The organism is Desulfonatronum parangueonense, assembly GCF_054656975.1.
The window spans coordinates 3,268,692-3,292,376 of record NZ_BAAHXH010000003.1 but is presented as its reverse complement, the minus strand read 5'-3'; the positions used below and the strand labels follow the sequence as shown (position 1 = coordinate 3,292,376).

The 23,685-nt window shown below is 58.4% G+C and carries 16 protein-coding genes; 5 read left to right on the top strand and 11 right to left on the bottom strand.

All coding sequences use genetic code 11. The features are described 5' to 3' along the window. Positions 1-57: 57 nt before the first annotated feature. The 8 genes from ACYQ15_RS14850 to hisS form a co-directional block, all read right to left on the bottom strand. Entirely contained in the window at positions 58-4,014 is a 3,957-nt protein-coding gene (locus tag ACYQ15_RS14850) for a tetratricopeptide repeat protein (RefSeq protein ID WP_459938285.1), read from the bottom strand. Positions 4,015-4,293: 279 nt separating this feature from the next. Further along, entirely contained in the window at positions 4,294-8,535 is a 4,242-nt protein-coding gene (locus ACYQ15_RS14845; RefSeq protein WP_459938284.1) for a tetratricopeptide repeat protein, read from the bottom strand. Between the two features lie 410 nt (positions 8,536-8,945). Next, positions 8,946-10,271, bottom strand: coding sequence for an RsmB/NOP family class I SAM-dependent RNA methyltransferase (locus ACYQ15_RS14840; protein WP_459938283.1), 1,326 nt, complete (start codon positions 10,269-10,271; stop codon positions 8,946-8,948). Between the two features lie 18 nt (positions 10,272-10,289). Further along, positions 10,290-11,120 (bottom strand): DUF116 domain-containing protein, encoded by an 831-nt coding sequence (locus ACYQ15_RS14835; protein WP_459938282.1) that lies wholly within the window; start codon positions 11,118-11,120, stop codon positions 10,290-10,292. After that, positions 11,120-12,130 (bottom strand): methionyl-tRNA formyltransferase, encoded by a 1,011-nt coding sequence (gene fmt / locus ACYQ15_RS14830; protein WP_459938281.1) that lies wholly within the window; start codon positions 12,128-12,130, stop codon positions 11,120-11,122. The genes ACYQ15_RS14835 and fmt overlap by 1 nt, the downstream gene beginning before the upstream one ends. Beyond that, positions 12,103-12,615, bottom strand: a complete 513-nt coding sequence (gene def, locus ACYQ15_RS14825) for a peptide deformylase (RefSeq protein WP_459939597.1) — start codon at positions 12,613-12,615, stop codon at positions 12,103-12,105. The genes fmt and def overlap by 28 nt, the downstream gene beginning before the upstream one ends. Positions 12,616-12,621: 6 nt before the next feature. After that, positions 12,622-14,412 carry an aspartate--tRNA ligase gene (gene aspS, locus ACYQ15_RS14820; protein ID WP_459939596.1) on the bottom strand — a complete coding sequence of 597 codons (1,791 nt, stop codon included), beginning with the start codon at positions 14,410-14,412 and terminating at the stop codon, positions 12,622-12,624. Positions 14,413-14,442: 30 nt separating this feature from the next. Further along, positions 14,443-15,711, bottom strand: a complete 1,269-nt coding sequence (gene hisS, locus ACYQ15_RS14815; RefSeq protein WP_459938280.1) for a histidine--tRNA ligase — start codon at positions 15,709-15,711, stop codon at positions 14,443-14,445. Between the two features lie 177 nt (positions 15,712-15,888). Here hisS and ACYQ15_RS14810 point away from each other — a divergent pair, with 177 nt between their 5' ends. The 3 genes from ACYQ15_RS14810 to ACYQ15_RS14800 all read left to right on the top strand — a co-directional run bounded on the left by ACYQ15_RS14810 (position 15,889) and on the right by ACYQ15_RS14800 (position 18,331). After that, positions 15,889-16,050 carry a hypothetical protein gene (locus tag ACYQ15_RS14810; RefSeq protein ID WP_459938279.1) on the top strand — a complete coding sequence of 54 codons (162 nt, stop codon included), beginning with the start codon at positions 15,889-15,891 and terminating at the stop codon, positions 16,048-16,050. Between the two features lie 296 nt (positions 16,051-16,346). Then, on the top strand, positions 16,347-17,090 hold the full coding sequence (locus tag ACYQ15_RS14805; RefSeq protein ID WP_459938278.1) for a molybdopterin-guanine dinucleotide biosynthesis protein MobB: 744 nt from the start codon (positions 16,347-16,349) through the stop codon (positions 17,088-17,090). Beyond that, complete coding sequence (locus tag ACYQ15_RS14800) at positions 17,087-18,331, top strand: molybdopterin molybdotransferase MoeA (RefSeq protein WP_459938277.1); 1,245 nt, start codon at positions 17,087-17,089, stop codon at positions 18,329-18,331. Before ACYQ15_RS14805 ends, ACYQ15_RS14800 begins: the two co-directional genes overlap by 4 nt. A 373-nt stretch (positions 18,332-18,704) precedes the next feature. Here the strand turns inward: ACYQ15_RS14800 and ACYQ15_RS14795 are convergent, their stop codons facing one another. The 3 genes from ACYQ15_RS14795 to ACYQ15_RS14785 are packed head-to-tail and all read right to left on the bottom strand — an operon-like array spanning position 18,705 to position 20,005. Then, positions 18,705-19,157: an Hsp20/alpha crystallin family protein gene (locus tag ACYQ15_RS14795; RefSeq protein WP_459938276.1), complete on the bottom strand. Its 453-nt coding sequence runs from the start codon at positions 19,155-19,157 to the stop codon at positions 18,705-18,707. 48 nt (positions 19,158-19,205) lie between these two features. Continuing rightward, positions 19,206-19,574 carry an Hsp20/alpha crystallin family protein gene (locus ACYQ15_RS14790; RefSeq protein ID WP_459938275.1) on the bottom strand — a complete coding sequence of 123 codons (369 nt, stop codon included), beginning with the start codon at positions 19,572-19,574 and terminating at the stop codon, positions 19,206-19,208. A 17-nt stretch (positions 19,575-19,591) separates the two neighbouring features. After that, positions 19,592-20,005, bottom strand: a complete 414-nt coding sequence (locus tag ACYQ15_RS14785; protein ID WP_459938274.1) for an Hsp20/alpha crystallin family protein — start codon at positions 20,003-20,005, stop codon at positions 19,592-19,594. A 160-nt stretch (positions 20,006-20,165) separates the two neighbouring features. Between ACYQ15_RS14785 and ACYQ15_RS14780 the strand changes: the two genes are divergently transcribed. Both ACYQ15_RS14780 and zupT read left to right on the top strand, forming a co-directional pair. Next, positions 20,166-22,790 (top strand): cobyric acid synthase, encoded by a 2,625-nt coding sequence (locus ACYQ15_RS14780; protein ID WP_459938273.1) that lies wholly within the window; start codon positions 20,166-20,168, stop codon positions 22,788-22,790. Further along, positions 22,790-23,590 carry a zinc transporter ZupT gene (gene zupT / locus ACYQ15_RS14775; protein ID WP_459938272.1) on the top strand — a complete coding sequence of 267 codons (801 nt, stop codon included), beginning with the start codon at positions 22,790-22,792 and terminating at the stop codon, positions 23,588-23,590. Before ACYQ15_RS14780 ends, zupT begins: the two co-directional genes overlap by 1 nt. The last annotated feature ends 95 nt before the right edge of the window (positions 23,591-23,685 follow it).

The window sequence follows — 23,685 nt, the reverse complement described above, 5'->3', positions numbered from 1 at the left end:
CTATTTCCTGCTGTATCGATGGATCGCGAGCGATTTGCTCGATCTCGGCTCGGAGTATCAGGGATGACTCGTTTGCCCATTGTCGGTGCCGCCGGCACTGCCCACGCTCATGCCAAATGGTCGCATCAGATCATTCAGGGCGGCACGGATTTCAGCATCTCCGCGACCCATCTTTTTAAAACATCCGGCGTAATTATTAATGCACACTTGCAGATTTGGATGTGTGTTACCAATCGCAGCTGAGATCTTCAGCAGCCCGTTCAACGCCCTCTCATACAACGGTTGTGCACCGGCGAAGTCGCCTTTGCTCGACAGCAATCCTGCAAAATTGATCACACTCGTCAGCGTGTCGGGATGCTCTGGCCCCAACACACGATTAAAGACCTCCAGCGTCCGCTCATATAACGGCTTCGCACCAGCGCAATCGCCTTTATTCACGAGCAATGCCGCCAGATTGTTGACGCTCTTCAGCGTGTTGGGGTGCTCCGGCCCCAGCACACGCTCAAAAATTATCAATGCCCTCTCATACAACGGTTGTGCACCAACGTAGTCGCCTTTGCTCGACAGCAATCCCGCAAAATTGATCACACTTGTCAGCGTGTCGGGATGCTCTGGCCCCAGCACACGCTCGCAGACCTCCAGCATCCGCTCATACAACGGCTGTGCACCTGCGTAGTCGCCTTTACGTAATAGTAATGCCGCAAGGTTGTTCACACTCACCAGCGTATCAGGATGCTCCAGACCCAGCACACGCCCTCGGGCCTCCAGCGCCCGCTCATACAACGGCTGCGCACCAGTATAGTCGCCCTTATTTACGAACAATACCGCCAAACTGTTCATACTCGTCAGCGTATCGGGATGCTCCGGACCCAGCACACGCTCTCGGGCCTCCAACGACAGCTCATACAACGGTTGCGCAGCAGCATAATCGCCCGTGTTCTCCAGCAAGTTCGCTAAATTATTTACACTCACCATCGTATCAGGATGCTCCGAACCCAAAATACGCTTTCGGGCCTCCAGCGTCCGCTCATACAACGATTGCGCACCAGCGTAGTCGCCCTTACTCATGAGCAATACTGCTAAAGAGTTAATACTCGTCAGCGTATTGGGATGCTCCGGCCCCAGAATACGCTCGTTGACCTCCAACGCACGTTCACAAAACGGCTGGGCACCCTCGTAGTCGCCCATGTTTCTCAGCAAGTTGCCAATATTGCTCACACTCATCAACGTATTGGGATGCTCCGGCCCCAAAATACGTTCGCTGGCCTCCAGCGCCCGCTCATACAACGATTGTGCATCTGCGTAGTCACCCATTTTTTCAAGTAATGTTGCCAGATTGTTCACGCCTCCCAGCGTATCTGGATGCTCCGGACCCAGCTCACGCTCGCTGGCTTCCAGCGCCCCTTCATATAACGACTGCGCATCCGCGTAGTCACCCTTGTTCACTAACAATCCAGCCAGATTATCCACGATTATCAGCGTATTGGGATGCTCCGGACCCAGCACACGAACGCTGGCCTCCAGCGCCCGCTCATACAACGGCTGCGCGCCAGCGTAGTCACCCTTTTTCTCCAGCAATGACGCCAGATTTTTCAAGCTCATCAGCGTATCGGGATGCTCCGGTCCCAGCACACGCTCGCGGGCCTCAAGTGCCCGCCAATACAAAGGCTGCGCGCCAGCGTAGTTGCCTTTTTTCCCCAGCAATACAGCAAGATTGTTCATACACGTCAACGTATCGGGATGCTCCGGACCCAGCACACATTTGCGGGCCTCCAGTACACGGCAGAGCAACGGCTCGGCGGCGGTGTAAAGGCCGTTTTCGAAAAGAAACACTCCAAGGTTTGCGCCTACAGAATGGTCCGCGGAATGAGCGTAATCCTGCGTCCAGGCATCATATGCCGTTGTGTAGCACAAACCCATGTCCCGTTCGAGTGGCATGGCGCGCAGCGGATGCCAATAGCCGACCAGTTCCACCTTTGTTTGGGCGTTATCGAGAGCCAGGAAGAGCGGGATGTTGGTTAGGCAGGCTTCGAGGCGGTCCCAGGATTGCGCGGCGTGGAGATGGTACGGCCATTCGGCGGCTTTGCGCGGTGTCATGTCCGCCTGGTTAGGGTGTTGTTCGAAGTAGTCGGCCAGCGCAAGGTGAGCTGCGTGCTGAGCTGTGGGCTCGGCCAGCCATTTCTGTTCGACCGCCTGGCGCAGGAAGTCGTGGCCGTAGGCAAAGAGGCCGGAGCGCTGGCTCAGGTGCGGCTCGAGGGCCAGGAAGAGGGGGGTCCAGAAGGCGCGGGGGAGGGGGGAGAAGCGATCGGTGGGTGGGGGCTGGTAATCCGCGGTGCCGAGGAGGTCGAGCCATTCAGGTTCGGAAAGTCCCTGGCGGACGGCACAGAGATGGGTCAGGGCGCGGCGGACAAGGTCGCGGTCTCGGCCTTCAGAGTCTTTGTCGTCGAAATCATCCTGCCAGCGTTGGATCACCCGCAGAAACAGATCTTTCGGGTCGTTGGCCTCAAGGTAATGCGCCACGCGATCGTTCAGATTCTCAAAGCTACCGAACTGCCGGAGTTCCTCCAGCACCGTGCGCAGGAAGAGCGGGTTCCGGGAGCCGGGCGCGGCAGCGATCTGGCAGCGCAGCGGAGTCTCGATGGGGCGGCCCTCGGCGTCAACGAACCGGCCGATCTGCTTGAGGTACTTCGCGACCATCGCATCCGCTTCCGCCTCCGTGGCAAGGGGCAGCTCGTACATCATCCACTCGCGCTCGCGCAGAGCGTCGAGGGCTGGACCAGACAGCGCGGAGGCCAGGACAGTGACATGCGCGGGAAATGTGTACGGCACGAAGCGCAGGCGGCAATCCGCCTCGCAGCCCTGGACTTGGTTCAACCCGTCGAGCACGAGCACGATCCGCCTCTCCGGCGGCGTCCGCGCCAGCCAGACCGGTAGGGCGTCGCGCAGCTTATCCGGGTCAGCGGGAATATCCTCCGCGATGCCAAAGCGCTGTTTCAGTTCCCCCATCAGCCTCCGCAAAAAGCCTTCTGGCGCGGCGCTGTCCGGCGTGGCGCCGAAGTAGTGCTGGAAAAGCCACACGTCGGGGTTGTCTCTCGCCACATCTCGTGCCCAGGCAGCGAGCAGCGCGGTCTTGCCGCCGCCGCTTTCACCGGTGAGAACGATGCCCTTCCCGAGCTTGTCGTCGCTGTGGGCTATTTCCGTGAGCTTGGCCATGTGCGCCGGACGATCAATGCAGCCGTAGAGCTTGTTCTTCGCGTGGGCTTCGTGCCTCATGCGCTCCTGTGTCAGCGGGTCAGGAGTCTGGCCTTCCGGGTAGAGCTGGTCGATCAGCTCGTCAAACTGTTGGAAAACGATCTCCGCCAACGCCTCGGGGTTGGCGTAGGGTTCGACCAGATCCAGCTTGCTGTCCCGGATGCGCTGCTTGAGCGAGGCGAGCCGGGCCTTGCGCTGCGCGGTGCGACGGGCAGCCTCGGCCATGCCGTACTTCTCGATCTCGTCGGGTATGTCCTGCTCGACTAGAGCCCAACGTTCGTCGTCAGTGAAATCAGGATACCTTTCCGGGTCCTGGCCATAGGATGGGTCACGAAAATAGAAGAAGGCGTGACCTGTCATCTCGGGATTGCGGAGTACCCCGTGAAGGATTTCCAACTCCGTGACCGATGTGCGATCCTCAACGTGCTCCCTGATCCACGGCTCGCGCTCGAGTACCTCGGGCCGGACGGTATCGGGTATCCAGCCGTACCGTTCGCCGAGCAGCCCAAGGAAGTACGGTCGGCTGCGTTCAATCTCCGCAAGGCATAACGGCAGAACCTGGCCCACGGCAGACTGTTCCTCGGTGATGCCCCAACGCAGATCCACCTCGGTAAAGGTGACGAACCGTTGCGCGCACTTGCGGCGCAGTTCCGGAAAAACCCGCTTCACCAGCAAATCTCGCTCCCGCATCATGTCGCGGAAGGTCGAGGAGATGAAAACGCGGATTTCACGGCTGCTGATTTGGGTAAGCTGGTTGTTCACAATCAGTTTCTCCTTCAATGATACAATTAGAATCAGATTGACAGATTCACGTATCCGTTATTGAGGTAGATGAACGAAACTGGCTTTCTTCGGCCAATTGGACTAGATCAATCACAGAGCATACTTGTCTTTTTATCGGAAATACCTACGGAATCCGTGGCGCCTACCGCCTTTGGCTCTTAATCCAATGCACCAGCTCCCTGAACAATCCCGGATTCTCTTGTTGAAGCTTTTCCGCAATCTCCCGCTGTTGCAACGGATTATGAGTCATTTGATCGATCACGCTGCGGAGTTTAGGAGACGGCACGTTGGCCCATCGTCGGTGCCGTTGGTGTCGGCCGCGCTCATGCCGAATGGTTGCATCAGCTCATTCAGAGTGGCATGGATTTCAGCATCTCCGCGTCCCAACTCCTTGAGGCAACCGGCGTAATTATTGATGCACTCTTGCAGATTGGGATGTACTTTCCCGGTCGCAGCGGAGATCTTCAGCAGCCTGATCAGCGTCCGCTCAAGCAACGGCTGCGCGCCTGCGGAGTCGCCTTTCCTTCTCAACAATACTGTCAGGTTGTTCAGACTCGTCAGCGTGCTTGGATGCTCCAACCCCAGTACCCGCTCGCGGGCCTCCAGCACCCGCTCATAAAACAGCTGTGCACCTTCGTAGTCGCCTTTGCTCGCAAGCAATCCCGCCAGGTTGTTCACGCTCACCAGCGTATCGGGATGCTCCGGTCCCAGCACCCGTTCGCGAGCCTCCAGCGCTCTCTCATACAACGGTTGGGCACCAACGTAGTCGCCTTTGCTCATCAGCAATCTTGCCAGACCGTTCATGCTCGTCAGCGTATCGGGATGCTCCAGCCCCATTACTCGCTCGCGGGCCTCCAGCACCCGCTCATACAACAGCTGTGCACCTTCGTAGTCGCCCTTGCTCTGAAGCAATCCCGCAAAATTGTTCACGCTCTCCAGTGTATTGGGATGCTCCGGCCCCAGCACACGTTCACGGACCTCCAGAACATGTTCATACAGCGGCTGCGCACCCGCGTAGTCGCCTTTGTTTCTCTGCAATGCTGCCAAGTTGTTCATGATCATCAGTGTGTCAGGATGCTCTTGCCCCAGCACTCGTTCGGAGACTTTCAGCGCCCGCTCATGCAACGGCTGCGCACCCGCGTAGTCGCCTTTGAGTGGCAGCAATGATGCCAGAATGACTAGGCTCGTCATCGTGTCGGGATGCTCCGGACCTAGCACCCGCTCACGGGCCTCAAGCGCCCGCTCATGCAACGGCTGCGCACCCGCGTAGTCTCCTTTACTCACCATTAAATCCGCCAGATTTTTAAGGCATGACAGCGTGTTGGGGTGCTCCGGCCCCAGTACACGTTCGCTGGCCTCCAGCGCCCTCTCATACAATGGCTGCGCACCCGCGGAGTCGCCTTTGCTCTTCAGCAATACTGCCAAGTTGTTCACACTCGATAGCGTGTCGGGATGTTCCGGACCCAGCACACGTTCGCGGGCCGCCAGCGCCCGTTCAGACAACGGCTGCGCTCCTGCGTAGTCGCCCTTGATCTTCAGCAATGTCGCCAGATTGTTCACACTCGATAGCGTGTCGGGATGTTCCGGACCCAGAACACGTTCGCGGTACGCCAGCGCCCGCTCAGACAACGGCTGCGCACCTGTGTAGTCGCCCTTGCTCTTCAGCAATGTCGCCAGATTGTTCACACTCGATAGCGTGTCGGGATGTTCCGGACCTAGAACACGTTCGCGGGCCGCCAGCGCCCGCTCAAACAACGGCTGCGCACCTGCGTAGTCGCCCTTGCTCTTCAGCAATGTCGCCAGATTGTTCACACTCGATAGCGTGTCGGGATGCTCCAGACCCAGAACACGCTCGCGGGCCGTCAGCGCCCGCTCAGAAAACGGCTGCGCTCCTACGTAGTCGCCCTTGATCTGCAGCAATGCCGCCAGATTGTTCACACTCGATAGCGTGTCGGGATGTTCCGGACCCAGAACACGCTCGAGGGCCGCCAGCGCCCGCTCAAGCAAGAGTTGAGCACCCTCGTAGTCGCCTTTTCTCTCAAACAATGCTGCCAAGTTATTCATGTTCGTCAGCGTGTCGGGATGCTTCGCCCCCAACACGCGTTCGTGTACGTCCAGCACCAGTTCAAGTGACTGTTGCGCGATCGCGTATTCGCCTTTGTAGAACAGTAATGCCGCCAAGTTATTCATGCTCGTCAGCGTGTCGGGATGCTCCAGACCCAGAACACGCTCGCGGGCCGCCAGCGCCCACTCACACAACGGCTCGGCGGGGGCGTAGTGGCCGTTTTCGAGCAAAAACCCCCCAAGGTTTGCTGGTACAGAATGGTCAGCCGCATTGCCGGGCTCTCGTGTCCAGACTTCATATGCCGCTGTGTAGCACGCACCCATGTCGCGTTCGAGCGGCTTGGCACGCAGCGGATGCCAGTAGCTGGTCAGTTCCCACTTTGTTTGGTCGTTATAGAGAGCCAGGAAGAGCGGGATGTTGGTCAGGCAGGCTTCGAGGCGGTCCCAGGATTGCGCGGCGTGGAGATGGAACGGCCATTCGGCGGCTTTGCGCGGTGTCATGTCCGCTTGGTTAGGGTGTTGATCGAAGTAGTCGGCCAGCGCAAGGTGAGCTGCGTGCTGAGCTGTGGGCTCGGCCAGCCATTTCTGTTCGACCGCCTGGCGCAAAAAGTCATGGCCGTAGGCGAAGAGGCCGGAGCGCTGGCTCAGGTGCGGTTCGAGGGCCAGGAAGAGGGGTGTCCAGAGGGCGCGGGGGAGGGGGGAGAAGCGATCAGTGGTCGAGGATTGGTGATCGGTTGGAGGCTGGTAATCCGCAGTACCGAGGAGGTCGAGCCATTCAGGTTCGGAAAGTCCCTGGCGGGCGGCCCAGAGATGGGTCAGGGCGCGGCGGACAAGGTCGCGGTCTCGGCCTTCAGAGTCTTTGTCGTCGAAATCATCCTGCCAGCGCTGAATCACGCGTAGGAACAGATCATTCGGGTCGTGGGCCTCAAGGTAATGCTTCACGCGATCATCCAGCTTCTCAAAGCTGCCGAACTGCCGGAGTTCCTCAAGCACCGTGCGCAGGAAGAGCGGGTTCCGGGAGCCGGCTGCGGCAGCGATCTGGCGGCGAAGCGGGGTCTCGATGGGGCGACCCTTGGCGTCAACGAACCGCCCTATCTGCTTGAGGTACTCCGCGACCATGGCATCCGCTTCCGCCTCCGTGGCAAGGGGCAGTTCGTACATCATCCACTCGCGCTCGCGCAGACTGTCGAGGGCTGGTCCAGGCAGCGCAGAGGCCAGGACAGTGACATGCGCGGGGAATTTATACGGAACGAAGCGAAGGCGGCGATCCGCCTCGCTGCCCTGGACTTGGTTCAACCCGTCGAGCACGAGCACGATCCGCGTATCCAGCTGCGTCCGCGCCAACCAGACCGGTAGGGCGTCGCGCAGCTTTTCCGGGTCGACAGGGATATCCTCCGCGATGCAAAAGCGCTGTTTCAGTTCTCCCATCAGTCGCCGCAAAAAGCCTTCCGGTGCGGCGCTGCCCGGCGTGGCACCGAAGTAGTGCTGGAAAAGCCACGCGTCGGGGTTGTCTCTCGCCACATCTCGTGCCCAGGCAGCGAGCAGCGCGGTCTTGCCGCCACCGCTCTCACCGGTGAGAACGATGCCCTTCCCGAGCTTGTCGACGCTGTGGGCAATTTCCGTGAGCTTAGCCATGTGCGCCGGACGATCGATGCAGCCGTAGAGCTTGTTCTTCGCGTGGGCTTCGTGCCCCATGCGCTCCTGTGTCAGCGGGTCAGGAGTCTGGTCTTCCGGGTAGAGCTGGTCGATCAGCTCGTCAAACTGTTGGAAAACGATCTCCGCCAAGGCCTCGGGGTTGGCGTAGGGTTCGACCAGATCCAGCTTGCTGTCCCGGATGCGCTGCTTGAGCAAGGCGAGCCGGGCCTTGCGCTTCGCGGTGCGACGGGCAGCCTCGGCCTCGCCGTACTTCTCGATCTCGTCGGGTATGTCCTGCTCGACCAAAGCCCAGCGTTCGTCGTCAGTGAAATCAGGATACCTTTCCGGATCCTGGCCATAGGCTGGGTCACGAAAATAGAAGAAGGCGTGACCCGCCATCTCGGGATTGCGGAGTACCCCGTGAAGGATTTCCAACTCCGTGACCGACGTGCGATCCTCAACGTGCTCCCTGATCCACGGCTCGCGCTCGATTACCTCGGACCGAACGGTATCGGGAATCCAGCCATACCGTTCGCCGAGCAGCCCAAGGAAGTACGGCCGGCTGCGTTCGATCTCGGCGAGACATAACGGCAGAACCTGCCCCTCCGCAGCCTGTTCCTCGGTAATTCCCCATCGCAAATCCACCTCTGTAAAGGTGACGAACCGCTGTGCGCACTTGCGGCGTAGTTCCGGAAAAACCCGCTTCACCAGCAAATCCCGTTCCCGCATCATGTCGCGGAAGGTCGAAGAGATGAAAACGCGGATTTCACGGCTGCTGGTTTGGGTAGGCTGGTTGCTCACAATCAGTTTCTCCTTCAATGGGTAGATCGATCAATAATTCCTCTGCCGTAAATTGACTTCGTTTCCTTCAGTAAGAGCCAATAGCTGCTTCTCTCAGTTTAGCTCAGAATATGCGTGTATCGTCATATCAACAACTTGCAACATAAGAATGCAACTGTGCGTGACCACAAAATAATGGCGGTCGGTTGTGCAGCGATATGCCTTAATATTACATTGGACGCAATAAAAGAAACCCGGGCCGATTAGCATGCAACTTGCCGGGAGGATGTCAGCAAAGAAGCCTACAAAAGCTAATGGTGCGAAGGGGAACAAAGGGACAAGAACAGACATAATGTTCTTGTTCTACTGGTCGGAACCTTACCAGGAAGCGAAAAGTCGATAGCTTCCAGCCAGGAGCAGTTGCCGGACGGCTATCCTTTCTCCAGCACGACGCCCCAGAAAAACTCTCTCACTGTGGTATCGAAAGGCGTTTCATAATGACCTGTATTGAAGAACATTGGATGTTCGGCCAGAAAATGTTCGATCCTGGCCTGATTTTCTGACGGATTCAGCGTGCAGGTGATGTAGACGATGCGTCCGCCGGGACGCAACGCCTCGGCGGATTGGCGGAGAAGCTGGTCCTGAAGGGCGATCAGCGGAGGAATGTCCTTTGACGTACGTTTCCATTTGATGTCGGGTTTTCGTGAGAGCACGCCCAGCCCGGAGCAGGGGACATCCAGGAGAATGGTCGCTGGATTTTCCTGCCACGGCAGCCGAACATCTCCCCTGGCTACTGCAAGCGGGATGCGAGGCAGTCCCAGACGCGCCAACTCCCTGGACAAGCCAAGCACCCTGAACGAATTCGGATCACTTGCGAGGACCTGCTTTTGTCCACGCTCAAGGAGGTAGCAGGTCTTTCCTCCCCGTCCCGCACACACGTCCCAGATCGGCTCCGCCCAGGAACCGGCACCCAACTCCATCAATATCCTCTGGGCTTCCAGACTTTGTCTGGACAAAGCACCAGCCTGGATGTCCGCCGACAGCTCCGGAAATAGACTTCTGGCTGTTTCGCGAGAACAACTGACACTGAAGGGATCAAGCACTTCCAGGTCATCGAACTCAGCCTGTCGATCGCTATATTGGCAGACAAGCTCGTCTCTTCGGGCATGGTGCGGATTGATGCGCAGCCCGAGCGGAGCCGGATGAATCTGGGCCTCGGCGAGTCGTTGCGTGGTCTCCGGACCGTAGGCTTTGTCCCACAGATCGATGATCCAGGCCGGCAAGGAATAGTATGCGCTGAGAAAGGTCCGGTCGTTAGGGGCGCCTTCGTGATAAAATTCCGGCTCGTGCAAAGTCGGCTTGTTTTTGAAGATGTTCGTCATGTAGGCCGTGGCTAGGCGGGTCAGCCCGGAGCCCCATTGTTGACGAACCAGATTTGTCAGCCATGACCTGGTGGCGAATTCCGGGATCCGCTCCAGAAACAGGGTTTCGTAGGTGGCCAGTTCAAAGGCCGTGCGACATAGCGGCGGCAATTTTCCGGGCTTTTGCAGGAAATGCTCCAGGCAAAAGGAGATGCGTCCCTTGTGCCTGAGGTAGCCGTAGCAGAGTTCCGTGGCCAGGTTGGCGTCCTTTGGTGAGACGCGCAGACGGCGGAGTTGAAAATCCAAGGCAAACTGAAGATCGCTGCCCTGCTGCAACGTCTGTTGCAGAGCCTGCATGGCGGCAAATCTGGCTGGAGGAGTACGGGGAGCAGCCATAAGAGCTATGACCTAAGGTCAGGATTTGGCAGGATCAGCCAGAAAACGTTCCAGGGCGGATTCGATATTGGGCAGATCCACCAGCGTGTCCAGGCAGGGACCGAAGGGGCGCTGATTCAAGACTCCGTAGACGGGAATGGGATAGGTGTCCTGGATGCCGCTGGACAGATCACGGTCGCAGGCCACGGCGATGATCAGCTTGGGCTTGTTCTGGACCACGATGCGCCGGGCAATGGTCCCGCCCGTGGCAATGGCGATCTTGATCCCGTATTTTTCGGACAGCCCGAGGAGGCCGTCAATGGGACATTCCCCGCAGCGTTTGCAGTGCTTGATATCGTAGGTCAACCGCCTGGGGCATCTGGAATTCTGGAGGCAGTGAGGCAGAAGCAGAAGAACTTCATGGGGCTGAAATCGCCCTCGTTCCGAGGCGACCAACTCATTGTTCACCTTGATGAAGGAAAGCCGGATATCATCCTTGGGAATGTTGAAAAAACGCCCCAGCAAGGTCATCAAGGGCAGAAACAGCTTGATGGTAATGCCTCGAAATCGCGAGCTGAGCGGAAAGCTTCTGCCGATGAGGATGTTCAGGACAAGACCGATGGACGACCACATGATCATGGAGATCATGGCCAGCAGAACCACCGCGAGCACAATGGGAGCGAAAGCGTGGATATTTTTCAGACCGATGTAGGGAATGACCCAGAGAATGACCAGGAACAGACTCAGAAGGGCTGAAGTGCCCAGTATCAGCCCAATGAACAGGCGCTTTCTGGGGTCAGAGGCTTTTTCGAGCGTCAGGTCATCCCCGGGACCTGATGTATGGGGCGGAGGCGATGGATGCAACGGCATCAAGGCTCCGTAGGTTCACGCAGAGTTTCACATAGATTGTCGCCCAGCGACAACTGCTGCAGATAGCCGCATCGAAACGCCAAGGCATCCATACGCTTGGCATCCGACGGGTGCAGGTACTCGACAAGATAGGTCTTATCCTGGCAGGCGACGGCCAGCATGCCGTCCTGGATCCCGATAAATGAACCCGGCGCATGGGTGCCATCGGGAAGCGGTTCGCCAACCTTGCCGGGATGCACGGCAACCTTGCGGGGCGGTTGCTGGCCTCCGGGCAGATAGAAATACGCTCCAGGCCAGGGATGCATGGCCCGGATGTGATTATGCACCGTGCGAGCCGGCTGGTTCCAGTCGATAAGCCCCTGGTCCTTGGTTAGACGAGACGCATAGCTGGCCAAGGCATGATTTTGTTCCTGGGCGATCAACGTCCCTTTCCGGTGACGGGACAAAGCTTCGCGCAGCAATCGACCACCCAGTTCGGCAAGCTGATCGTGCAGGGTTTGGGCTGTGTCGTTGATGTCGATGCCCATGGCCCGCTGCAGCAGAATGGGTCCCGTATCCATGCCTTTGGCCATGCGCATGATGGTGATGCCTGTGACATGATCCCCGGCCAGCAAGGCCGCCTGAATGGGGGATGCCCCCCGGTAGCGCGGCAGAAGCGAGGCGTGGACGTTCAGGCAGCCATGGCGCGGCAACCTCAAGACGGCTTCGGGAAAAATCAGACCATATGCGGCCACGATGAAAAAATCGGACTGAAAGGCTTCCAGTTCCGCGCGAACCGTATCGTCCTTGAGGGTTGTCGGCTGCAGAATGGGATATCCCTTGGCCAATGCCGCTTCCTTGACCGCAGACGGCTTGCAGACCCGCCCCCGGCCGCAGGGCCGGTCCGGCTGCGTGACCACGGCCTGGACGCGCACGTCCGGATCGGCGGCGAGTTCGTCCAGAATCCGGGCGGCAAAGGGAGGGGTGCCGAAAAAAACGATGTTCAGGTGAGCTTGTCTTTCTTGATCCATTTTTTCAACTTCTGCTCGTACAGGGAGCGTTTCAAACGGCTGATCCGGTCGATGAACAGCACGCCGTTCAGGTGATCGAGTTCATGTTGCAGGCATATGGCCAGCATGCCATCCATCTCCATCTCCACGGACTGTCCCTCGAGATTCAACGCTTGCAGGCGAACCCGCTCCGCCCGCTGCACCTTGGTTCGATAGTTCAGAACGCTCAAACAGCCTTCACTGGAATCGACCTGGCCTTCCGAGGACACAATGCGTGGATTCAAGAAAACAAGCGGCTCTTCCCGCTTATCCGGACCGGAGATGTCGATCACCACCAGCCGGCATGATTCTCCGACCTGCGGCGCGGCCAGCCCGAGCCCTTCTTTGCTGTACATCGTTTCCAGCATGTCCTCGGCCAGTTGGCAGATCTCCGGCGTGACGGTTTCGATTTCCTTCGCCGTCTGGGCAAGGATCGGATTCGGGTAGGTCAGAATGGGACGAATCATGGCCATTTATTTCACCGCTTCACGAACCTTCAGCCCAAGCTCGCGCAACTGCACGTTGGATACGCCCGAGGGAGCCTGGGTCATCAGGCATGAAGCCTTTTGCGTTTTGGGGAAGGCGATGACGTCGCGAATGGATGCGGACTGGGTCATGATCATGATCAGCCGGTCCAGCCCGAACGCAATCCCCGCATGGGGCGGCGCGCCGAACTCCAGGGCCTTGAGCAGGAAGCCGAACTGCCGCCGGGCCTCGTCAGGAGCAATGCCCAGGGCGGCGAACATCTGTTCCTGGATTTCCGCTGAATGGATCCGCACGGATCCCCCGCCGATCTCGTATCCGTTCAAGCAGAGATCATAAGCCTTGGCAAGGGCCTTTCCCGGTTCCTCGACCATCACCCGTTCATGGCCCTCCTGGGGACAGGTGAAGGGATGGTGACGGGCCACCCAGCGCTTGGCCTCGGGATCGTGCTCCAGAAGCGGAAAATCCGTGATCCAGACCGGCTGAAAGACCGTCTCGTCGATCAGCTTGTATCGCTGCGCCAGTTCAAGCCGCAGGTTGCCCAGGGCCGTATTGACCATGTCCGGAGCACCGGCCTGGAAAAAGACGATGTCGCCCTCCCGCAGGCCCAGCGCCTGGATCAGTCCGGCCCGCTCCTCCTCGGAGAGGAATTTGGCGATGGGCGACTGCCACTCGTCCGCCTTGATCTTGATCCAGGCCAAACCCTGGGCGCCGTAGATCTTCACGAATTCCGTCAACTGGTCGATGTCGTTGCGGGACATGCCGCCGCCCTGGGGCAGAACCAGGGCCTTCACCAGTTCGGAGGAAGCGAACAGGCGAAAGTTGGAATTTCGGACAATGCCCGTCACGTCATGCAAGAGCAGCTCGAACCGCATGTCCGGCTTGTCCACGCCGTAATCGCGGATGGCCTGCTCGTGGGTCAGCCGGGGAAAAGGATCCGGCAGTTCATGATCCAATGTCTGCTTGAAGACATGGCGGATCATGCGCTCGGCCAGCTGCATCACCTGCTCCTGGTCCACGAAGGAAAGCTCCAGGTCGATCTGCGTGAACTCGGGCTGACGATCCGCGCGCAGGTCTTCGTCGCGAAAACAGCGCACCACCTGGTAGTAGCGGTCCATGCCCGCGACCATGAACAGCTGCTTGAACAGCTGCGGCGACTGGGGCAGGGCGAAAAAAGAGCCGGGGCTGAAGCGGCTGGGCACCAGAAAATCGCGGGCTCCTTCGGGGGTGCTGCGGGTCAGGATCGGGGTTTCCAGCTCCAGAAAGCCTTCCTGGTTCAGAAAATCCCGGAAAGACTGGGAGGCCTTGTGCCGGATGATCAGGTTCCGGGTGCACTGGGGGCGGCGCAGATCCAGATAGCGGTATTCCAGGCGCATGGACTCGGTAACCTCGACCCGGTCTTCAATGGGGAAGGGAGGCGTCTTGGCGCTGTTCAGGAGTTTCCACTCCTGCACCTCCACCTCGATGTCGCCGGTGGGCAGATTGGGGTTGCGCATGCCTTCCGGACGCATCCGGACAACGCCTTGAATGGCCAGAACATACTCGGACCGCAGGACATGTGCCCGAGCATGGGCGTCGGCATTGATTTCCGGATTGAAAACGATCTGGGTCCGGCCGTGCCGATCCCGCAGATCAATAAAGATCAGCCCACCGTGATCCCTGCGAAACTGGACCCAGCCCATCAGGCAAATCTTCTGGTCCGTATCCGTTGCGCGAAGCTCCGAGCAGTGGTGGGTGCGCTGCCAATCGCCAAGGGGCTCGCTTTCTCGTTGCGGCGACATTACGTTCATGTGCGTCAATCCTTGAGGGAGTTAATTTTGAAGAGAGGAGGACAACCGCTTGCGCAGCTCCAGGGTCAGTTCCGCCTGGGGAATGGAAAACTGATCGCCGCTGGTCATGTCCTTGACCTGCAGTGCGCATTGCGCCACGGACGCATCGTCCAGCATGACGGAGAACCGGGCGTTCAGCTTGTTCGCTGAGCGCATCTGGCTTTTCAGGCTGCGGAATGCATAGGGAAATTCCACTGAAAAATTCGCGGCGCGTAGCACCTGGGCGATTTCCAGGGCCTGTTCCAGAAAGACGTCGCTGTGCATGGTAATGTAGACGTCGATTCCGGGTTCCGACGGATCCGGAGCCAGCATGGCCAGCCGTTCCAGACCGCAGGCGAACCCGATGCCGGGCATGTCCGGCCCGCCCAGTTGCTTGATCAGGCCGTCGTAGCGGCCGCCGCCGGCCACCGAAGCCTGGGCGCCGATGCCTTTGGAAACGACCTCGAAGGTGGTTCCCTGATAATAGTCCAGTCCTCGCACCAGCAACGGATTGAGGTTGACCTTCAGCAGGGACCGGTCCAGGAGGGAAACCACGGCGTCAAAGTGCTTCCGGCATGGTTCGCAGTTGTTCTGCGTGATCACCGGGGCGTTCTTGGCGATTTCCTTGCAACCTGGGACCTTGCAGTCCAGGACGCGCAAGGGGTTGGTGTGCATCCGCCGCTGACAGTCCGCGCACAGGTCGTCCTGTCGGACGTCCTTGAGATACGTATCGAGAGCCATATGAAAAGCCGGACGGCACTGGGGGCATCCCAGGCTGTTCAGCTCGTATTCCAGCCCGGTCAGGCCGATTTCCGAAAGAAAGCGGTGCAGCATGAACAGCATGTCCACATCCGCAAGATGGGAGGCGGAGCCGAGAATCTCGACGTTGATCTGGTGGAACTGGCGCTGGCGGCCCATCTGGGGACGTTCATAGCGGAACATGGACCCCAGGGTGAAAAACTTAAGCACCTCGTCCTTACGCAACAGCTTGTGCTCGATGCAGGCCCGGAGCACCCCGGCGGTGGCCTCGGGACGAAGCGTCAGGGAGCGCCCCTTGCGATCCGGAAAGGAATACATCTCCTTCTGCACCACGTCGGTCTCATCCCCGATCCCGCGCACGAAAAGTTCCGTGTATTCGATAAGCGGCGTGCGCAGCTCCCGGCAGCCGTATCGGGAGAAAACATCGCGGGCGGTGTTTTCAATGGCAGTGAACTGATCGCTTTTCGGCGGAAAAAGGTCGTAAAAACCTTTTCCGCTCTGAATCGTCGTCATGCAAAAATGTCCTTCATGAAAAGGGGTTTGATACCGGTACGGAAGGGCTGCCGTCAACGCATATGAAGTATGCGCCGGGATCGGCATCATGAGGTGCTCGCAAAATGTGATATCGCCTAAAGAGAAATTGAGTTATCTAACGCAATCAACATGCACTGTCAAAAAAAATGGATTGACATGTCTGTTGCCGACAATCAGGATTTTGGTATTCTGGATAGAGCACACAGTCGGCAAAATGAAAAGATTTGGGGTAACTATTCAGCACCCTATTGCCATGCGAAGTTTGACATCGCCGTCGGGATCGGGATCGGTATCGAGATCGGAAGCGAAGCCATGTAAATTGCTCCTAAACGTTTTCAAAACCGATTCCGCCTCCGACCCCGATTGCCGGACCAGATCGCACAATTTGTGTCGAGCGCCATACATCGTGTAACTACTCGACACATACTCTGTGGTCACTCGCCAGAGCTGGATTCCGGCTTTCGCCGGAATGACGTGTCATACCACGTCCTTTCCAAGTTAAGTCATACCGGCAAAGGTCGGTATCCTGTCCGTTTTCTCGGATGAGCTGAGTCGTTACATATCGTTAACGATTACACTCCAACCGGCTTCATCTTCAAAGGAGCGTCCTGCAAATGACCAGACGAGCCATGAGCTTTGTTGGCTATCACAATTCAGGCAAAACAACGCTGGTGGCCAAGGTCGCCGAACATTTACGCGCCAAGGGGCACCGCGTGGGCATCATCAAGAGCAGCCGGCACGGATTCGATCTTGGCGCTACGGATACCGGCAAACTTGCAGGCACGGGGTGTCCGGTGGCGGCAGTCAATCCGGAGCAGACCATGATCGTCCTGCCCAAATCCATGCCGATCATGTCCATCTGGGCGCTTATGGAAGCGGACATCCTGTTGGTGGAGGGCGGAAAATCACTGGATTTTCTGCCGCGAATCCTGTTGCCCCGCATTCCGGATGCGGGCGAGGAGCCCAAGGCCCCCCCTCGAGATAGCCTTGATGCCTTGAATAACGGACTGGCTCTCGCCAGTTGGGGCCGAGAAGGAATCCCCGGACTTCCGGTGCTTTCAGAGATCGAGGAAGTTGCCGAACTGGTCCTCCAGAGCGGATTTCTCCTGCCCGTCTTGAATTGCGGGGCCTGCGGACGGGAGGACTGCGGCTCGCTTGCCCGGGACATCGTGGCCGGCAGAGCCGATCCGGAGGAATGCCGGGCCGTGCAGGATTCCTTTTCCATTACCGTCAACAATGTTCCCCTGGCCATGAACCCGTTTGTGGCCACCATCATGGCTTCAACCATCAGGGGCATGCTCTGCCAGTTGAAGGGCTACGCCCCAGGAACCATCGACATTCACCTGGAGGAATCGTGAAGGAATCATTTTTCCAGGTCGTCTCCGTCGCCGAGTTCATCGAACTGCTGACAACGTTTCCCAAGGCGGCCGTCCAGGAGCGGGTACTTTCCGAGGCATTCGGCATGGCCCTGGCCGAAACCGTCACGGCCGGGGACGATCTGCCCCAGGCGAATCGATCCAGCGTTGACGGGTATGCGGTCCGGGCCGCCGACACCTTTGGCGCCTCCGAATCCAATCCGGCGTATCTGGACTTGGCCTTTGCCGTGGAGATCCAGAACCCGACGGACACTCCCCTGGTCCCGGGCTACTGCGCGAAAATCACCACGGGCGGATGCCTTCCTCAGGGAGCAAACGCCGTGGTCATGGTCGAACAGACCATGGAACTCGGCTCCGATACCATCGAGATCCGCAAGTCCTTGTCGCCTTGGGACAACGTCATGCTCCGCGGCGAGGACGTGCAGGCCGGAGAAATCGTCCTTGCGCCCGGAACCCGGCTCGACGGCGCCAGGATCGGCCTTTTGGCGGCTCTTGGTATTTCACGGGTCCGCGTCCACCGTCCAGTCACCCTGGGCATCATCTCCACCGGCGACGAGGTGGTGGGGATTGACGAACCGGTTCGACCGGGCCTGGTGCGCGACGTCAACTCCCATACCCTCTCTGCATTGGCGGTCGCCGCGGGAGCCAAGGCCCTGCGACTCGGCCTGGTTGAAGACAATCTGAAGGCTCTCATCGTCGCGCTGCAACGCGGCCTGGAAGACTGCGACGTGGTGATCATCTCCGGCGGCAGCTCCGTGGGCACGCGGGATCATACCCTTGAGGCGATGCAAAGCATTCCGGACAGCCGCATCCTGGCGCATGGGATCGCCATGAGCCCAGGCAAGCCAACGATCCTGGCCGCCGCGGGCCACAAGGCGGTGCTGGGGCTGCCCGGCCAGGTCGCCAGTGCCCAGGTGGTCATGCAGGTGCTGGTCATGCCCTTTCTGGCTCACCTTGGCGGACATGAACATCCCTTCGACATGGGGCCGACGGAGCGCATTCCGGCCACCCTGACCCGCAACGTCGCTTCCCGCCAGGGTCGCACCGACTTTATTCGCGTGACCCTGGAACAGGATGCTCAAAACCAGCTGAGGGCCACGCCGGTCCTGGGCAAGTCCGGGCTGCTGAAAACCCTGCTCCAGGCCCACGGACTCATGGAAATCCCCGAAAACCAGGAAGGCATGACCGCTGGAAGCCAAGTCATGATCCGCCCCCTGATTTGAATCGGTATCGGAGTCGATATCGGTATCGGAATAATAACGATTGAGTTCACCCGGCGGATGATCATTCACCTGCACTGGAATCCGGCTTTCGCCGGAATGACTTATCTAAGCAAGCTGTATTTACATCAGTCATACCGGCGAATGCCGGTATCCAGACCTTTTTGCTGAATAGTTACTCGAAATCAAGCATACGAATATTGATCCACAACTTTTTCAAAAACTGATTCGATCCCGATTCCGATTCCGACTCCGACCCCGTTAGCCGGAGGCTGATCACACAAACTGTTCTGGGTAGATCCCTTTACTTATGAGTCCCAAAAAAAAGGGCGGATCAAGTGATCCGCCCAAATGAATGGAGAAGCTGAAAGCTTCCTCAGCTTTCTATGGATATGCGTTTTGTCTTGGCCTTCTCGCCCTTGGGCAAGGTGATCTTGAGGACGCCGTTCTTGAATTTTGCCGATACCTTGTCTGCCTCAATATCAGTGGGTATGGGGATTGAACGGCTGAAGCAGCCATAGGAGCATTCCTTGTGGACGGAGTTCTCCTTTTTTTCCTCATGTTCCGACTTTTTTTCGCCCCGTACGATCAGATAGTTGTTCTCAACCTGAAGATCCACATCTTCCGGCGCTATTCCGGGCAGTTCCACATTGACCAGTACCGCTTCGTCTGTTTCGGAAACATCCATGGCCGGCATGATGTTCCCGAACGACGAACCTGGGGTCATGGACGACATGAAAAACGGTTCCATCATGCTGAAAATGTCTGATCGGCGTGAACCCTCACCCTGCCTCCTTGAGCGCAAAGCGGGAAAGTAACGTTCCAACATGAAACACCTCCTGCAATCAGTATCCTCTATCTCTTGCGAGTTTTTGATCTATTCCGCCTCAACCTGAATCTTGCGCGGCAGCGCCTTTTCGGCTTTTGGCAGATGCAGCTCCAACACGCCGTTTTTCAGGGTCGCCTTGATCTTTTCCCGATCAACGATATGCGAAAGCGTGAATGCCCTGGTGTATTCCACATTGCCGAACTCGACATGGATGCGGTTCTCGTTGGTCACGCCCTGGTAGGTGGATTTGCCGCCAATGCGGAGTTCGTCATCGGAAAGATCGATGATCAATTCTTCCTTGCTCACGCCTGGAAGATCGACGTAAATGAAAAACCCTTCACCGGTTTCCAGAATGTCGGTGGCCGGCTTCATCCTGGGCAGCCCTTTGGACTCGCTTTGTACGATTTCCTTGTTCATGTTGCTCCTCCTGATGCCTACTGCAGGTCGATGGAAATTTTGCGGGGTTTTGTTTCCTCGGACTTGGGCAACCGGATCTCCAGCAGACCGTCCTTGGCAATGGCCTTGACCTGGTCGACATTGATGGGCGCATTGACGTTCACCACCCGCTGAAAATTCCCGGTTGGCCGTTCCTGACGGAAATACTTTCCTTTCTCGATCTTGCGTTCTCCCTTGATCACCAGGGTCGAATCGGTAAAAGTCAGGTCGATGTCCTCGATGTTCACGCCGGGAATCTCGCAGCGCACATAGATGGCATCGGCATCCTCGCTGATGTTCAGCGGAGGATAGGCAACCTTGCGTTGACTGATGTTCAACGGCCCCCAAAGTTCGTTAAAAACCCTGTCGAAGTTGTCCATGCCGCCGTAAAAAGGACTCGTGTCAATTACCATATCCTTTTCCTCCTTAATTAGATAATGTGCCATGGTTTCCACCAGTTAAACACCAATAATTATCAGTCAAGATTTCATCCATGAAAAAATTGCATCATGTTCTTCCGCATACATCAGTCCTAAAACATTGACGAATCACTATCCACAATTTCATAATCCCATGATGGATCTTCAGAAACATGGCGGCAACATCTGGCGCCTAAGCCGTGAAATGAACTGCGGCCCACGTGACATTCTCGATTTCTCGGCCAGCATGAATCCCTTTGGCCCACCGGAATGGCTTTGCGCTCTCATCCGGGACAATATTGCGACATTGGCTCACTATCCTGATCCGGACTGCCACGATCTGCTTCAGGCCGCATCCAAACGTTACGACGTGCCTGCGCGGGAACTGATCGCTGACAACGGCACCGCCGAGATCCTTTTCCGCCTGCCTCCGTTGCTGGGGCCGAAACGGGCAGTCATTCCCGGTCCGGCCTACGCAGACTACCGGAAGGCCTGCGCGGCTCACGGCATCAGTGTCGAGCACATGCTCCTTGACCCAGACAATGGCTTTACCCTGGACTGGGAAGAGCTGAAGAACAAGTTGCGCCAGCCCGCCCTGGTGTTCCTGGGCCAGCCCAACAACCCCACGGGCCGCACCTTCCGCGCCGAAACCCTGCGCCGCGTGGCCCGGTCCCATCCCCGAAGCTGGTTCATCATCGACGAAGCCTTTGCAGATTTCATACCCGACCTGGACCGCCTGACCCGGGACCGTCCGGACAACGTCATCGTCCTGCTCTCCCTGACCAAATTCTACTCCATTCCCGGACTGCGCATCGGTCTGGCTGCCATGGACTCCCAACTTTGCCGGCGTTACATGGCGCAGGCTCCGTCCTGGTCCGTGAACACCCTGGCCCAGCTTGCCGGAGCAGCATGCCTGTACGATGCCGACTTTGCGCGGCGAAGTCGTGAGCGGATCAGCGAGGAACGAGGGAACCTGGCTCTGGCTCTGGCTCGGCTGCCGAACCTGCGAGTCTATCCATCCGCTGCCAATTTTGTGCTCTGCCGCACCGCCCACTCTCGTCTCAGTGCCCGCCGGCTGGCGGAAAAACTGCTGACCCGACGCATGTCCATCCGGGTGTGCGCCAATTTTCCAGGTCTGGACGAGACCTTTTTCCGGGTGGCCGTGCGCCTGCCCGAAGAGAATCAGCGGCTTTGCGAGGCATTGTCGGAAACATTGCGCGGAGGCAGCCCCGCCCGTTCCAGAAAGCGGCGAACGCCTGCCCTGATGTTCCAGGGCACCAGCTCGGACGCAGGAAAAAGCCTGCTTGCCGCGGCCATGTGCAGGATTCTGCGCCAGGACGGTTTTTCACCGGCGCCCTTCAAGGCCCAGAACATGGCCTTGAATTCCGGCGTCACGCCGGACGGAGGGGAAATCGGCCGGGCCCAGATGCTCCAGGCCCAGGCCAGCGGCCTGGAGGCGGATCGGCGGATGAACCCGGTACTGCTCAAGCCCAACTCCGAGACCGGCTCCCAGGTCATTGTTCTTGGCCGTCCGCAGGGCAACATGAGCGTGTCGGACTACATCCGGGCCAAGGAGAAGCTGCGCGGCGTCGTCCATGAGGCCTATGACGCCCTGGCCGCGGAGCATGACGTGATGGTTCTCGAAGGCGCGGGCAGCCCGGCGGAGATCAACCTGAAGCGCCACGATCTTGTAAACATGACCATGGCCCGTCACACCGAGGCCGCGGTCTATATCGTCGGCGACATCGACCGGGGCGGCGTTTTCGCAGCCCTGAGCGGGACCATGGACACACTGGAGGGATGGGAGCGGGAACTGGTCCGCGGCCTGGTGATCAACAAGTTTCGCGGGCAGCGCTCCCTACTCGATCCGGCCCTGGAGTGGGTCGCCCGCCGCACGGGCCGGCCCATGATCGGGGTCGTGCCGTATCTTGCGGACCTGGGGCTGCCCGAGGAGGACTCCGTGGGGTTCAAGCAGGGCCGTTTTTTTAACTCCGGTCTTCCGCGCAGGGAAGAAAACGGAGCCGCAAGCAGTGCGTTGCTGGACGTTGCCTGTCTGGATCTGCCTCACATCTCCAACTTTACCGATCTTGATCCCTTGGCAGCGGAACCCACGGTTTCCCTGCGCCTGGTCCGCACAGCGAACGAACTGGGAAGGCCGGACCTGCTCATTCTGCCCGGCACAAAAAATGTCATGGCAGACATGAACTTTCTGCGTGAACGTGGCCTCGTCGCGGCCATCTTGGATTTGGCAGCAACCGCGCAAGCGCAGCTTGTCGGTATCTGCGGCGGCTTTCAGATGCTCGGCGAAGTGATTCATGATCCCCAGGGGCTTGAGTCCTCGACCATGCATTCCGTTCCCGGACTGGGGCTGCTTGCCATGACCACCAGCCTCGAGCCGGACAAGACCTTGTGCCGGACAACTGCGCGGCACCTCCCCTCCGGACTTGAAGTTGCGGGGTACGAGATCCATCACGGTCAATCCGCGGTCCGGCAGTCCGAGCAGGAGAACAATCTGATTCCCGTCCTCCGAAGCCTGGAAGGTCAGGACATCGGCTTCTGCCGACGCGACAAGCCTGTCTGGGGCTCATATTTGCACGGCATTTTCGACAACACGTCCTTCCGCCACTGGCTCCTGAACAACATGCTGACCGCCAAGGGGGAAGATCCCCTGTGCGGTGGCCAGGTCTGGGACCTGGAGCCTGCCCTGGACCGGTTGGCGGACCATGTCCGGCAGCACCTGGATATCGATCGAATCTATCAAACCCTGGGAGTGCGTTGATGGAAAATCACCTGTTGCTGGCTTTTGCCCTGACCACCTTTGCCGGACTGTCCACCGGTTTCGGCAGCTTTCTGGCCATTTTCGTCCGTCGGGAAAACAAGATGTTCCTGGCCGCGGCTCTGGGTTTTTCCGCCGGAGTGATGATCTACATCTCCTTTGTGGAAATGCTTCCGGAGGCCCTGGAGCTGCTTGAACCGGTCCACGGCGAGCATGCTGCGGCCTGGCTCATGGCCGCGGCCTTTTTTGGCGGGATTTTTTTCATCGGCATTATCGACCGCCTGGTTCCGGAACATGAAAACCCCCACCAGGTCCGTTCCATCAGCGAAATGGAGCCCAAAATCGCGAACCGCAAGCTGCACCGCATGGGCATCTTCGCGGCTTTGGCCATTGCCATCCATAATTTCCCGGAAGGCATGGTCACGTTTTTCGCGACGCTGCACGACCCCACCCTGGGCGTGGCCATTGCCATTGCCGTGGCCCTGCACAACATCCCCGAAGGCATTGCGGTGGCCGTTCCCATCTACTATGCCACGGGCAGCCGTCTCAAAGCCTTCTGGCTTTCCCTGCTTTCCGGCCTCGCCGAACCTCTTGGGGCAGTGATCGGCTACCTGATTCTGCGCCCCTTCTTCTCGGATACAGTTTTCGGCTTAATTTTCGCCGGAGTCGCCGGAATCATGGTCTTCATCTCCATCGACGAACTTTTTCCCGCTGCCAAGGAGTACGACCAGGGTCACGTTCCTGTCTACGCCCTGATCGCCGGCATGATGGTCATGGCGTTGAGTTTGCTGCTGTTGATGTGAGGCACGGGCGGAGCAGTGATAGTGTGGAAAGGAGAAGTTTGCCATTGTTTCCGTTTTCCCGGTGGGCACGATTGAATCAACCAATTTCCATACAG

Bases quoted from the DNA above. Each gene is read 5' to 3' on its own strand.
- fmt (WP_459938281.1), bottom strand. From the start codon at position 12,130: ATGGATCAAGAAAGACAAGCTCACCTGAACATCGTTTTTTTCGGCACC.
- hisS (WP_459938280.1), bottom strand. From the start codon at position 15,711: ATGACGACGATTCAGAGCGGAAAAGGTTTTTACGACCTTTTTCCGCCG.
- ACYQ15_RS14780 (WP_459938273.1), top strand. From the start codon at position 20,166: ATGATGGATCTTCAGAAACATGGCGGCAACATCTGGCGCCTAAGCCGT.
- ACYQ15_RS14840 (WP_459938283.1), bottom strand. From the start codon at position 10,271: ATGGCTGCTCCCCGTACTCCTCCAGCCAGATTTGCCGCCATGCAGGCT.
- zupT (WP_459938272.1), top strand. From the start codon at position 22,790: ATGGAAAATCACCTGTTGCTGGCTTTTGCCCTGACCACCTTTGCCGGA.
- ACYQ15_RS14835 (WP_459938282.1), bottom strand. From the start codon at position 11,120: ATGCCGTTGCATCCATCGCCTCCGCCCCATACATCAGGTCCCGGGGAT.
- ACYQ15_RS14810 (WP_459938279.1), top strand. From the start codon at position 15,889: ATGTCTGTTGCCGACAATCAGGATTTTGGTATTCTGGATAGAGCACAC.
- ACYQ15_RS14805 (WP_459938278.1), top strand. From the start codon at position 16,347: ATGACCAGACGAGCCATGAGCTTTGTTGGCTATCACAATTCAGGCAAA.
- ACYQ15_RS14795 (WP_459938276.1), bottom strand. From the start codon at position 19,157: ATGTTGGAACGTTACTTTCCCGCTTTGCGCTCAAGGAGGCAGGGTGAG.
- aspS (WP_459939596.1), bottom strand. From the start codon at position 14,412: ATGTCGCCGCAACGAGAAAGCGAGCCCCTTGGCGATTGGCAGCGCACC.
- ACYQ15_RS14785 (WP_459938274.1), bottom strand. From the start codon at position 20,005: ATGGTAATTGACACGAGTCCTTTTTACGGCGGCATGGACAACTTCGAC.
- def (WP_459939597.1), bottom strand. From the start codon at position 12,615: ATGATTCGTCCCATTCTGACCTACCCGAATCCGATCCTTGCCCAGACG.
- ACYQ15_RS14790 (WP_459938275.1), bottom strand. From the start codon at position 19,574: ATGAACAAGGAAATCGTACAAAGCGAGTCCAAAGGGCTGCCCAGGATG.